At 67.7% G+C, this 12,712-nt stretch carries 10 protein-coding genes; 2 read left to right on the forward strand and 8 right to left on the reverse strand.

What is annotated here, in order from left to right:
* Positions 1-35: 35 nt before the first annotated feature.
* The 3 genes from ACN0RJ_RS04970 to dgcN form a co-directional block, all read right to left on the reverse strand.
* On the reverse strand, positions 36-899 hold the full coding sequence (locus tag ACN0RJ_RS04970; protein WP_417719533.1) for a D-amino-acid transaminase: 864 nt from the start codon (positions 897-899) through the stop codon (positions 36-38).
* 62 nt (positions 900-961) lie between these two features.
* Positions 962-1,927: an N-acetyl-D-Glu racemase DgcA gene (gene dgcA / locus ACN0RJ_RS04975; RefSeq protein WP_417719534.1), complete on the reverse strand. Its 966-nt coding sequence runs from the start codon at positions 1,925-1,927 to the stop codon at positions 962-964.
* 91 nt (positions 1,928-2,018) lie between these two features.
* On the reverse strand, positions 2,019-3,020 hold the full coding sequence (gene dgcN / locus ACN0RJ_RS04980; protein WP_417723585.1) for an N-acetyltransferase DgcN: 1,002 nt from the start codon (positions 3,018-3,020) through the stop codon (positions 2,019-2,021).
* A 238-nt stretch (positions 3,021-3,258) separates the two neighbouring features.
* Between dgcN and ACN0RJ_RS04985 the strand changes: the two genes are divergently transcribed.
* A complete protein-coding gene (locus tag ACN0RJ_RS04985) occupies positions 3,259-4,218 on the forward strand; it encodes an L-malyl-CoA/beta-methylmalyl-CoA lyase (protein WP_417723586.1) in 960 nt (319 codons plus the stop codon).
* 42 nt (positions 4,219-4,260) lie between these two features.
* Here the strand turns inward: ACN0RJ_RS04985 and ACN0RJ_RS04990 are convergent, their stop codons facing one another.
* Positions 4,261-6,696: a PIG-L family deacetylase gene (locus tag ACN0RJ_RS04990; protein ID WP_417723587.1), complete on the reverse strand. Its 2,436-nt coding sequence runs from the start codon at positions 6,694-6,696 to the stop codon at positions 4,261-4,263.
* Positions 6,697-7,134: 438 nt separating this feature from the next.
* On the opposite strand from ACN0RJ_RS04990, the gene ilvD reads away from it, so the two are divergent.
* A complete protein-coding gene (gene ilvD, locus ACN0RJ_RS04995; protein ID WP_417719567.1) occupies positions 7,135-8,964 on the forward strand; it encodes a dihydroxy-acid dehydratase in 1,830 nt (609 codons plus the stop codon).
* Between the two features lie 22 nt (positions 8,965-8,986).
* Here ilvD and ACN0RJ_RS05000 read toward each other — a convergent pair whose 3' ends face one another.
* From ACN0RJ_RS05000 to ACN0RJ_RS05015, 4 genes are all read right to left on the reverse strand, one after another.
* Positions 8,987-9,790, reverse strand: coding sequence for a metallophosphoesterase family protein (locus ACN0RJ_RS05000; RefSeq protein WP_417723588.1), 804 nt, complete (start codon positions 9,788-9,790; stop codon positions 8,987-8,989).
* Positions 9,787-10,677 carry a diacylglycerol/lipid kinase family protein gene (locus ACN0RJ_RS05005; protein WP_417719539.1) on the reverse strand — a complete coding sequence of 297 codons (891 nt, stop codon included), beginning with the start codon at positions 10,675-10,677 and terminating at the stop codon, positions 9,787-9,789. The genes ACN0RJ_RS05000 and ACN0RJ_RS05005 overlap by 4 nt, the downstream gene beginning before the upstream one ends.
* A 93-nt stretch (positions 10,678-10,770) precedes the next feature.
* Entirely contained in the window at positions 10,771-12,147 is a 1,377-nt protein-coding gene (locus ACN0RJ_RS05010) for a phosphomannomutase (RefSeq protein WP_417723589.1), read from the reverse strand.
* A 95-nt stretch (positions 12,148-12,242) separates the two neighbouring features.
* Complete coding sequence (locus tag ACN0RJ_RS05015) at positions 12,243-12,692, reverse strand: hypothetical protein (protein WP_417723766.1); 450 nt, start codon at positions 12,690-12,692, stop codon at positions 12,243-12,245.
* Between the last annotated feature and the right edge of the window lie 20 nt (positions 12,693-12,712).

Raw genomic sequence — 12,712 nt, forward strand, 5'->3', positions numbered from 1 at the left:
GACTCCGGTCGTGGCGGAGGCGGGGAAGGCGGTCGTCAGACCCCGGCCTTGCGGCTTTCGTCAAGATAGATCTCGCGCAGCCGCTGTGCGACGCGCCCCGGCGTGCCGGTGCCGATGGCGCTGCCGTCGATCTCGACCACGGGCGTGACGAAGGCCGATGCGGAGGTCACGAAGGCCTCGTCCGCCGCCTTGGCCTCGTCGATGGTGAAGGGGCGTTCCTCGACCTCCATCTGCGCCTCGCGGGCAAAGCGCAGCACGGCGGCGCGGGTGATGCCGTGCAGGATGTCCGAGGACAGGTTCCGGGTGATGATCTTGCCGCCCTTGACGATGTAGGCGTTGTTCGAGGTGCCCTCGGTCACCGCGCCGTCCTCGACCATCCAGGCATCGTCGCATCCGGCCTTCTTGGCCATCATCTTGCCCATCGACGGATAGAGAAGCTGCACCGTCTTGATGTCGCGGCGGCCCCAGCGGATGTCCTCGATCGAGATCACCTTGATGCCGGTCCGGGCCGACGGGCTGTCGGCAAGGCCGGGCTTGTTCTGGGTGAACAGCACGACGGTCGGCGCGCAGGTCTCGGGGTCCGGAAAGGCGAAATCCCGGTCGCCGGGCGAACCGCGGGTGATCTGGAGATAGACCAGCCCGTCCTCGATCCCGTTCCTGGCGACCAGCTCGCGATGGATCGCCAGCAGGTCTTCGGTGGTCAGCGGCTCGCGGATGTCGAGCTCGGAAAGCGACCGCTTCAGGCGCTTCGCATGTCCGTCGAAGTCGATGAGCTTGCCGCCGAGGACGCTGGTCACCTCGTAGACGCCGTCCGCCATCAGGAAGGCGCGGTCGAAGATCGAGACCTTCGCTTCGGTTTCGGGAAGGTACTCGCCGTTGACGTAGACGGTGCGGGTCATGCTCAGGTCACTCCATTCGGGTCGGTCGGCCCGAGGGACGGGCCGGGTCATCGGGTCGCGTTTCAGCCCCAGAGCGCGGCAGAGGGCGGATGCACCCCCTGGGCGTCGAAGAGCAGCGGCTCTTCGCGGTCTTCGGCCAGAAGCAGCGGCCCGTCAAGATCGGTAAAGGCCGCGCCCTGCGCCAGAAGCACCGCCGGGGCCATCGCCAGCGAAGAGCCGACCATGCAGCCGACGAAGATGCCGTAGCCTGCCGCCAGCGCCGCGTCGCGCAGCAGCAGCGCCTCGGTCAGACCGCCGGTCTTGTCGAGCTTGATGTTCGCGATGTCGTACTTGCCCGCCAGCCCGGGCAGACTGGTGCGGTCATGGCAGCTTTCGTCGGCACAGACCGGAACCGGGCGCGCCATGTCGAGCAGGGCCTCGTCCTCGCCGGCGGGGAGGGGCTGCTCCACCATCGCCACGCCGAGCCGCTTCAGATGGGGCGCGAGATCGGCGTAGACCTCGGGTGTCCAGCCCTCGTTGGCATCGACGATGATGGTGGAGGCGGGCGCCCCCGCCCGCACGGCTTCGAGCCGGGGCATGTCGTCGGGCGTGCCGAGCTTGACCTTCAGCAACGGCCGGAAGGCATTCTTCGCCGCCTGCGCCATCATCGTCTCGGGCGTGGCCAGCGACAGGGTGTAGGCGGTGATCTCCGGCCCCGGCGCGGGCAGCCCGGCCAGGTCCCAGACCCGCCTGCCCGCCGCCTTCGCCTCGAGATCCCAAAGCGCGCAGTCGACCGCGTTGCGCGCGGCACCGGCGGGCAGCAGCCCCTGCAACGCCGCACGCGTCACGTCCTGCGGCAGCGAGGCGATCTCGGCCTCCACGCTGTCCAGCGTCTCGCCGTAGCGGGCGTAGGGCACGCATTCGCCCCGGCCGGTCAGCCCGCCCCGCGTCACCGTCACGGTCAGGACCTGCGCTTCGGTCCGGCTGCCGCGCGAAATGGTAAAGACCTGCGCCAGCCGGAAGACATCCCGTCTCACTTCGATGACCAAGAGCCCATCCCCCTATCGTTGTTCGGAATTCGCATGGAGGCGGCGACATCCCCGCCGCCGCCGCGCGATGGTTGCGTTCGGAGCGTCCGGCTCAGCAGGCCGCGACGGCTTCGGCCAGGCGCTGTGCGCCGTGGCGGAACGGGTCCACCGTCGGAAGGCCCAGCCGCGCCTCGACCTCGGCGCAATAGGCGCGGGCCTCGTCCTCGGCCATGTGCTGGGTGTTGATCGACACGCCGATCACCTTGCAGTCCGGGTTGGCCACCTGCGCCAGCGTCAGAGCCATGTCGCGCACGGCTTCGAGCGTCGGAAGCCGATACCCCGGCAGTCCGCGCATGTGGGTGCGGGTCGGCTCGTGACACAGGATCAGCGCATCGGGCTGGCCGCCGTGCACCAGCGCCATGGTCACTCCGGAATAGGAGACGTGGAACAGGCTGCCCTGCCCCTCGATGATGTCCCAGTGATCCTCGTCATTGTCGGGGGTCAGATATTCGATCGACCCCGCCATGAAATCCGCGATCACCGCGTCCAGCGGCACGCCGTCGCCGGTGATGAGGATGCCGGTCTGGCCGGTGGCGCGGAAGGTCGACTTCATCCCCGCCTCGCGCATCGCCGTATCCAGCGCCAGCGCGGTGTACATCTTGCCGACCGAACAATCGGTGCCCACCGCCAGCAACCGCTTGCCCCTGCGCGGCTCGCCGTTCGCGATGGGGTATTTGACCGACGGGATGCGCACGTCGTGCAGCGTCCGCCCGGTCGCCTTGGCGACGGCGGCAAGGTCCTCTTCCTCGCGCAGCAGGTTGTGCAGGCCGGAGGCGAGGTCGAACCCCTCTTCCAGCGCCTCGATCAGCACCTTCTTCCAGGCCTGCGAGATCACGCCGCCCCGGTTCGCCACGCCGATGACCAGGGTCTTCGCCCCGGCGGCCTTCGCCTCGGCGAGGGTCATGTCCGCAAGACCCAGGTCGGCCTTGCAGCCGTCGAGACGCAACTGCCCGACGCAATTCTCGGGGCGCCAGTCCTTGATCCCCTGCGCCACCTTTGCGGCCAGCGGGTCCGGCGCGTCGCCGAGGAACAGAAGATATGGCGTCTCGATCATGGGTGGCTCCCTTCGTTGAATTTGGCGGATCATGCCCCGGACAGGGCGCAATTCCTTACCTTTTACCGCCTAACTGGGCCCGCCCGCGCACATTTCAAATGCATTCCTGTCGCTTCGCCGAAGAATCGTGCACCATCGTCGCGCTGCGCTGCGGCGGATTTCGCTTGCGCAGCATTTGGTAATTTAATAACCCTGCAGCCGATCCGAACGAAATATCCTTACTCATCCGAGGTGATTCATGAGCTTCCGCATCCAGCCTGCCCCGGCCGCCCGCCCCAACCGCTGCCAGCTTTTCGGCCCGGGATCGCGTCCCGCGATCTTCGAGAAGATGGCCGGAAGCGCGGCGGATGTCATCAACCTCGACCTCGAGGATTCGGTGGCCCCCACCGACAAGGACAGCGCGCGCGACAACATCATCCAGGCCATCGGCGACATCGACTGGGGCAAGAAGACCCTGTCCGTGCGGATCAACGGGCTCGACACGCCGTGGTGGTATCGCGACGTGGTGGATCTGCTCGAGAAATCCTCGGACCGGCTCGACCAGATCATGATCCCCAAGGTGGGTTGCGCCGCCGACCTCTATGCCGTCGACGCACTGGTAACGGCGGTCGAGCGCGCCAAGGGCCGCACGAAGCCGATCAAGTTCGAGGTCATCATCGAATCCGCCGCCGGCATCGCCCATGTCGAGGAAATCGCCGCCGCCTCGCCCCGCCTGGAGGCGATGAGCCTCGGCGCCGCCGACTTCGCGGCCTCGATGGGCATGGCGACCACCGGCATCGGCGGGACGCAGGAAAACTACTACATGATCCGCGAGGGGCAGAAGTTCTGGTCCGATCCCTGGCACTGGGCGCAGACCGCCATCGTCGCCGCCTGCCGCACCCACGGCGTGCTGCCCGTGGACGGACCCTTCGGCGATTTCTCGGATGACGACGGCTTCCGCGCGCAGGCGCTGCGCTCGGCCACGCTGGGCATGGTCGGCAAATGGGCGATCCACCCCAAGCAGGTGGCCCTCGCCAACGAGGTCTTCACCCCCTCCGAAGCCGCTGTCGCCGAAGCGCGCGAGATCCTCGCCGCGATGGATGCCGCCAAGGCCAAGGGCGAAGGCGCCACGGTCTACAAGGGCCGCCTGGTCGACATCGCCTCGATCAAACAGGCCGAGGTCATCGTCCGCCAGTCCGAGATGATTGCCGCGAACTGAGCCCCCGCGCCCGGCCGGGACCGCCCCGGCCGGCGCCTTGCCTCAGATGACGAGCTCCGCCATATCCTCGTCCTCCTCGGCCGCCTCGTCGAGCTCCTGAATCAGGATGTCGTTCATCACCTTGGCCGAAGCGATGGTGACGCCGTCGCCGCCGAGCGTGTATTCGTCGGCCACGTATTCCCGCATCAGCCACTCCTCGTAGGCGTCGATCAGCGTGCCGTCGCTTTCCCAGACCTGCGCGTCGTGCTGGGCGTATTGCATGAAGGTCTCGCGCACGGTGTCGTAGACCGCACCCTCCACGTTTTCCTCGAAACCCCAGGTGGCATAGCCGTGGTAGCTCGTCACGGTCAGCTCGCCCGCGTAGTCCTCGGCGGCGAGGGCCGCGTATTCCGAGGCGTGGAAATGGTCGGAATGTTCGAGGTCGGAATGCACGCTGGTATGGTCCTGGATGTGGATCTGGTCCGGCGCATGCATCTCCATCAGCGCGGTCAGCATCCCGGCCAGATCCGCGCTGGTATAGGTCGCGGTGCCGTCGACCGTGGTCGCATCCGCGATGCTGCCGTCCCAGAGCTTTTCGAGGCTGTCATAATCGTAACGCGCCGATCCGGTGCCGGAAAAGCCGTCCGGCAACCGCAGGAAATAGAGCCGGATGTCGGGCTGGCTGGCCAGATAGGAACTGGCCACGTCGTAGTCGGTGCCGTTCACGGACAGCCTCACCGTCTCGTCCACCCAGTCGTTCGCCCCGGCCATGTGGGCATAGGCGTCCTTTTCCCCGGCCTCGCGTTCGCCCCAGTATTCCTGGCCCAGCCCGAAATCCCCCGCGGTGATGTAAACGGTGGTGAGGGGGCTGTCGCCCTCGATGGCTTCGAGGATCGTGGGGTTCATGAACAGGATGTCATCGTCCTGGTGGGCGACGATCACCATGTCCCCGGCCCCGTTTCCGGGCACCGGATCGCCACCGCCGTCATCCACCGGCGGTTCGCCCTCGTCCGGCGGGACGTCGTCGACGGGCGGGTCGCCCCCGGTGTCGCCCGAGCCGTCGCCTGTCACCGGAAAGACCGTCAGCCCCGAGACCTCGCCGATGAGCGGAGAATCCCCCGGCCAGTTGGATTCGCCGATCAGAAGGTTCTCGCGGTCCACGTCGGCGGGAACGACCGCCGCGCCCTCGGCCAGGCGGACGCCCTCCTTGTCGATCCACATGGTGCCGTCGGGGTCGATCCCGACCGACCATTGCGCGGTTTCGCCCTCCACGATCGCTTCGGGGGCGTAGACATGGTAGGGAATCCCGTCCTGCCAGATCTCCAGCATCACGTCCGGGGTGTTCTCGTACTGGGTGAACAGGATGTTGTTGGTCGCCGGACCGCTCCCGAAATCGAAGACCCGCTGCCAGTAGCCGCCCTGAACGTCATCGAAACGCACCGTCATGTCGATGCGGAAGGCGCCGTCGATCTCGAGCGAACCGGACCCGCCCCCGTCGACGGGATCGCCCCCATCCACAGGATCGCCACCGTCCACGGGATCGCCACCGTCCACGGGGTCGCCACCATCCACGGGGCCGCCACCGTCAACCGGGGCGCCGTCGCCATCGACCGGCGTGACCGTCAGGTCGAGCACCGTACCGTCAAGCGGGTCCTCGCCCGGCGCGCCGGAACGGCCGATGACCATCTCGCCGCGATCCACGTCGGCGGGAACCACGCCCGGGCCCTCGGCCAGCCGCGTGCCGTCCGCCTCGATCCACATCTGCCCGTCCGGGTCGACGCCGACCGACCATTGCACCAGCGCGCCCTCGGTCAGGGCGCCTTCGGCGGTGACGCTGTGAATGGCGCCGTCCTGAACGATCTCGAACATCAGATCGTCGCTTGCGCCGACCTGGGTCAGGGTGATGCTGTTGTCGCCCGATGCATCGCTGGCCGAAAACACCGCCTGCCATTGCCGCCCGTCGAGATCGTCGAACTGCGCCGTCACGTCGATCTGAAAGGCCCCCGCGATCGCCGCGGGCGTGTTGAGCCGCCCTCCGTCATCGGCATCGCCCGCGTTGGTGACGTCGATCCCCAGCACCGCCCCTTCGAGCGGGTCATCCTCGGCCCAGTTCGATGTCCCGAGCAATTCGTGAATCCGCGAGGTGTCCGACGGCACGACCCCCTGCCCCTGTGCCAGCCGCACGCCGTCCTTGTCGATCCACATCAGGCCGGAGCCGTCGACGCCGATGGTCCAGGTCGCGGTTTCCCCCTGCACGATGGCTTCGGGCGCAACGACGTTGTGCGCGGTCCCGCCCTCGAAGATCGAGAACATCATGTCCCCGGTGTTGTCGACCTGGGTCAGAAGAATGTTGTTGGTCGCGGGCCCGTTGCCGAAGTCGATCACCCGCTGCCAGTAGCCGGACAGCAGATCGTCGAAGCGGGCCACGACCTCGATCTCGAAGGCGCCGTCGATGTCCTCCATGTCGCTCGGCTGGAGGATGGGGGAAATGGGGGGCATGTCAGCTCCTGGAAATGACGCGAGGAAAACGGACGTAGGGTAACAGGATGCCACCATGTGGCGGAATTGTGTCCCTGTCTGATTAGTCCCGCATCGGGAAACAGTCTGTTTCCGAAGCCTCGGCGGAGGATTTCCAATGCCATGTCAGTCACTTGCCGCCGATACCACGCGCCAGGCCCTCCCGGCCCGCTGGTGCCCCGGGGGAACCAGACCACTGATCGAGGCGGCTTTGTGTCCCCCGCGGCGGCAATCCGGACCCGCGCCGGGACCGATTCGCCCACCCGAGGGCCACGCGGCACCGGCACACCGCAGGGTTGCATCGCACAGCTTTCGGGCCGCAATGCGCGGCGGTGCCCGCGCGAGACCGGTCCGCCCGCCCTTGCCGCGAGGGCGACGCAGGGGTAAACACCCGTGATACCGCAAACGAAGGGGATGACCATGCCCGCCTACCGCTCCCGCACGACAACCCACGGACGCAACATGGCCGGGGCCCGCGGCCTCTGGCGCGCGACCGGCATGACCGACGGCGACTGGAACAAGCCGATCATCGCCATCGTGAACAGCTTCACCCAGTTCGTGCCCGGCCACGTGCACCTCAAGGACCTGGGCCAGATGGTCGCCCGCGAGGTCGAGAAGGCCGGCGGCGTCGCCAAGGAGTTCAACACCATCGCGGTGGATGACGGCATCGCCATGGGCCACGACGGTATGCTCTATTCCCTGCCCTCGCGCGAGATCATCGCCGACTCCGTGGAATACATGGTCAATGCCCATTGCGCCGACGCGATGGTCTGCATCTCGAACTGCGACAAGATCACCCCGGGGATGCTGATGGCCGCGATGCGCCTCAACATCCCGGTCGTGTTCGTTTCCGGCGGTCCGATGGAAGCGGGCAAGGTCAACTGGGACGGCACCGAAAAGGCGCTCGACCTGGTCGACGCGATGGTCGCCGCCGCCGATGACAAGTACACCGATGCCCAGGTGCAGGCGATCGAAGAGGCCGCCTGCCCGACCTGCGGCTCCTGCTCGGGCATGTTCACCGCGAACTCGATGAACTGCCTGACCGAGGCGCTCGGCCTCTCGCTGCCGGGCAACGGATCGACCCTGGCCACCCACTCGGACCGTCAGCGGCTGTTCGTCGAGGCCGGCCACCTGATCGTGGACCTGGCCAAGCGCTACTACGAACAGGACGACGCCACCGTGCTGCCGCGCTCCATCGCGACGGTCGAGGCGTTCCGCAACGCCATGACGCTCGACATCGCCATGGGCGGATCGACCAACACCGTGCTGCACCTGCTGGCCGCGGCCGTCGAAGGCGAGGTCGATTTCGACATGGCCGCCATCGACAAGCTGTCGCGCAACGTGCCGGTTCTGTGCAAGGTCGCGCCGGCCAAGGACGACGTGCACATGGAAGACGTGCACCGCGCCGGGGGCATCATGGCCATTCTCGGCCAGCTCGACCGCGCCGGGCTGCTCGACACCTCGGTCAACACCGTGCATGCCGAAACCATGGCCCATGCGCTCGACCGCTGGGACGTGTCGCGCACCAATTCGGAATCGGTGCACGAGTTCTTCCGCGCCGCCCCGGGCGGCGTGCGCTCGACCACGGCGTTTTCCCAGTCCAAACGCTACGACACGCTGGACCTCGACCGGCAGGGCGGCGTGATCCGCGAGGCGAAACACGCCTTCTCGCAGGATGGCGGCCTGGCCGTGCTCTACGGCAACCTGGCCGAGGACGGCTGCATCGTGAAGACGGCGGGCGTCGACGAGTCGATCCTGACCTTCACCGGCCCGGCGCGGATCTTCGAATCCCAGGACACCGCGGTGTCGGCGATCCTCACCGGCAAGGTCCACAAGGGCGATATCGTGCTGATCCGCTACGAAGGTCCGCGCGGCGGCCCCGGCATGCAGGAAATGCTCTACCCGACCTCCTACCTGAAGTCGAAAGGCCTCGGGAAGGACTGCGCGCTGGTGACGGACGGCCGGTTCTCGGGCGGCTCCTCGGGCCTGTCGATCGGGCACGTGTCGCCCGAAGCGGCCGAAGGCGGCGCCATCGGCCTGGTGGAGGAAGGCGATCTGATCGAGATCGACATCCCCGCCCGCAGCATCCACCTTGCCGTCGACGACGCGGTCCTGGCCGAACGCCGGGCCGCGCGGGACGCGAAGGGCTGGCAGCCGGACGAGACGCGCAAGCGCAAGGTCTCCAAGGCGCTCAAGGCCTATGCCGCGCTGACCACCAGCGCCGCCAAGGGTGCCGTGCGCCAGATCTGACGGCAACGGACCGCGCCCCGGATCAGCTTCGGGGCGCGGGTTCCTCGCGCCAGCCATCCTCACCGAACAGGAACCGCCGGGTGCCGTCCGCGACAAAGGCATCGTCCCGCGCCACCATCCGCGTGACCTCCGCCGTCGACGGGTCGAGGTCGAGAACGGCGAAATCGTTCTGCTGCCCCCGCAACCGCGTCGACAGCCCCGTGCCCACATGCACCTGCAACACCTGCCGCCCGTGCTTGCGGGACAGGAACGGTTCGGCCCGCCAGCGATGAAGGTGGCCCGTCAGCACCACGTGGGCACCGCATTCCGACAGCCGTTCGATGGCCTTGTTGGCGCCGCGCATCAGGCTCTTTTCCACATCCGCATCCTGCTCGAACGGGTGGTGAGCCAGCACGACCTTGATGCCCTCGGTCTCGCCGAAGGTGCGGCAGGCTGTGCGCATCTGATACCAGCGCACCTTGCCGCGCTGCCAGCGGAAGCGATCCACCGTGTTGAGACCGACCATCACCAGCCCGTCCTCGGCATGGACCGGGCATAGATTGTCGCAGATGTAGCTGCGATACCGCCGGAACGGACGCATGAACCGCCGCCAGAGGTTTTCCAGCGAGATGTCGTGATTGCCCGGCACCGCCATCCAGGGCGCTTCCAGCCGGTCGAGAAAGGCGCGGGCATCGTCGTACTGGTGCCGCCGCGCCCGCTGGGTGAAATCGCCGGTCACCGCGACCATGTCCGGCCGCGCCGCGTTCACCGCGTTCAGGAGCGGTTCGAGAAGTTCTTCGTCCGTACGACCGAAATGCAGGTCGGAAATATGGGCAATGCGTTTCATGCGTCCTCTTGGGGAACCGGCACCACGACCCTGAGCGGGCGCTCCCGTATCCGGAACCGGATCGGTGTGTGCATCAGTTCCTTTTCGCCATCCCGCGCCACCAGGGCGCGCTTCTTGCCGGTGTCGATCACGATCTCCCGCCCGGTCATCAGTTCGAACTCCTCGCCCTTCTGCGCCCGCCCGGTGCCGAGCCGGAGCGCGTCGCGCACCAGCGCCATGCGGCTTGTCCCGCGCGAGGTGAAGAGGGCGAAGCGCCCCTTGCGGACCTCCTCCGCCCCGTCGAGCCTGAACTCCTCCAACTGGTAGGCGCTGTTGGCCACGAAGGCGAGGGGGGTCCGCAGACGCTTCGGCTGTCCGTCGAGCGTGATGCGCAGCCTCAGCGGTCGCCGGAAGCCGACAAGCGCGAGGATCACCGACCAGTAGGCCGCGATCCGCGACCGGCCCCAGCGGCTGTAGACCCCCTCGCGGGTCTTGAGGATCAGCGGATAGATCCCGAGCGAGGCATTGTTGAGAAAGACCTGGCCGTTGACCTCGCCCAGCGCGAGATCGCTCAACCGGCCCTCGGCCAGCACCCGGATCGCGCCGTCCATCTCCTCGGGGATGTCGAGGCCCCTCGCGAAATAGTTGAACGTGCCCTGCGGGATCACGCCCATCGGCACATCCGCGTCATGACAGGCCGAGGCGACGGCGCCGATGGTTCCGTCCCCTCCGGCGGCGACCAGCATGTCGTAATCGCCGGCCATCAGGACATCGCGGGCGAAGGCCACGAAATCCGATCCGGCCTCGGGGCTGTGCAGGTCCGCATCCAGCCCGTGACTGGCCAAAAGCGTCGTCATCTCGGCGCGGCGGGCTTCGGCTTCGGGGTGATCGCCCGATTTCTCATTCAAAATGATTGCAATCTTGTCGGGCACGATGGCCGAAGCTCCCCAATGATCTGTCCGCCGGACAACGTCCGGCGGCGCAGCGGGGTTCCCTTGCGGTCAGAGCTTCAGGGCGATTCGCAACTGCGCGAGGCCGTCGCGCAGCAGATCCGCCGCGCCGTCGGGATCGCCCGCCTCGACATACAGCCGCAATTCGGGGGCATTGCCGGAAGGACGGACATGCACCGTGCGCCCGTCGGTCATCACCATGCGCACGCCGTCGGTCAGATCAAGCGCCCGTTCGGTGCCGCCGAGCGCACCCAGAAAGGCCGCCCGCACGTCGGCATCCTCCGCCAGCGAGGCGACATAGGGGGCGGAGACGTCCTGCGGCACCTCCTGGAGACGGTCCGCCACCGTGACCACCGGCGGTTCCTTGGCGACGCGTTCCGACAAGGTTCCCTCGCCCGCCGCGATCAGCGTCATGACCAACGGCAGCACGCAGTCCCGCGTCACCAGGGGCGCGATCCGGCCCACCGGACCCTCGGCCTCGAACCCGAGGAGAAAGCCGCCGTTGGCCTCGTATCCCACGACGTTGCCGCCCGCAGCCTCCATGCCCGCGATCACGAAGGGGGAGCCGATGCGCGTCCGCTCGACCGCTCCGAAACCCTTTTGCGTCACGCCGCTGTTGGACGAGATCGGCGTCACCACGGTGTCCGCCGCCAGCGCCTGCGCGGTGATCTGGCCGAGGATGTCGCCCGGCACGATGGTTCCGGTCTCGTCCGCCAGCAGGGGGCGGTCGGAATCCCCGTCGGTGGAGACCAGCGCATCGAGCCGGTGCTCGGCCACCCAATCCGCGATCATCGCGCGGGTCCCGGGATCGACGGCCTCGGTGTCCACGGGAATGAAGCTCTCCGAGCGGCCGAGTTCGATCACGTCCGCGCCGAGCCCGGTCAGGATGCGGGCCAGCCCGTCGCGCCCGACGGCGGAATGCGAATAAAGCCCGATGCGCCGGCCCGAGAGCGCGTTTGCCCCGCAGGCCGCGACATAACGCTTTTCGAAGGCGCCGTTGACCGAGAGGTCCTGTTCGAGCTGCGCCTGCGGCGCGCGCACCGGTTCGGCCCCGAGCGCACCGGTGATGGCGGTTTCGTCGGCCTTGGTGATCTCTCCGGTCCGGGAGTAGAACTTGATCCCGTTGCGATCGGCGGGAATGTGGCTGCCGGTGATCATCACCGCCCCCGCGCCGAGCGTCTGCGCCGCAAGGGCGAGCGCCGGGGTCGGCACTTCGCCGCAGTCGATGACCCGGACACCGGCGGCCAGCGCCGCATCGGCGGCATCCTTGGCGATGCGCGGCGAGGACGGGCGCAGATCCCGCCCGATGCAGAGCGCCGTGCCGGTATCGCAGGAAGAGACGAAGGCGCGGATGTGGTCGGCGACCAGCTCCGGCGTCAGTTCCGTGACCAGGCCGCGCAGGCCGCTCGTGCCGAATTTCGGTGCCATGTACCGCCCCCTTCGTGGTTCCGTCCCGTGACCTTCCGGAACAAGGATCTACACGCTCGGGCCGGGGAGGGAAATGGTCGAAACGGGCGGACCGTTCAGCAGCGGGGCACCCCCAACTGGATCAGTTCCAGACCCGACACGGTGGCATGTCGCTTGGTCAGAAAGCGCGCGTAGCTCAGGAACCAGCCGCGCACCGGGGCGGGATAATAGGCCGCCATGATGCGCGACCAGCGGTCGAACCGGGCATAGCGGTTGCCGCCTTCGCGGAAGCTCGGCCCGTGAAAGCCGAATTGCGTGCGGGGCGAGACGCAGACATTCGCCACCCCGAGGTAGATCGTGCAGGCCGACATGCAGTAATCGCCCCGTATCTCGACCCGTCGGCCGTTTGCGCGCAGTCGGTTGACCTCCGCGATGCGGGGCCGCAACCGGCCGCCCGGATCGTTGCCCACCACCAGAGGGGCGGACCGGCTGATCGGCTGGGCGGCGACGACCGGATCGGGCAACACACCGAAGATCGCCGCAAGGGCAAACAGCAACGGGGACACAAGACGAACGGGCATCGCGG

Source organism: Salipiger sp. (assembly GCF_048261495.1).
Classification (GTDB): Bacteria; Pseudomonadota; Alphaproteobacteria; order Rhodobacterales; family Rhodobacteraceae; genus Salipiger.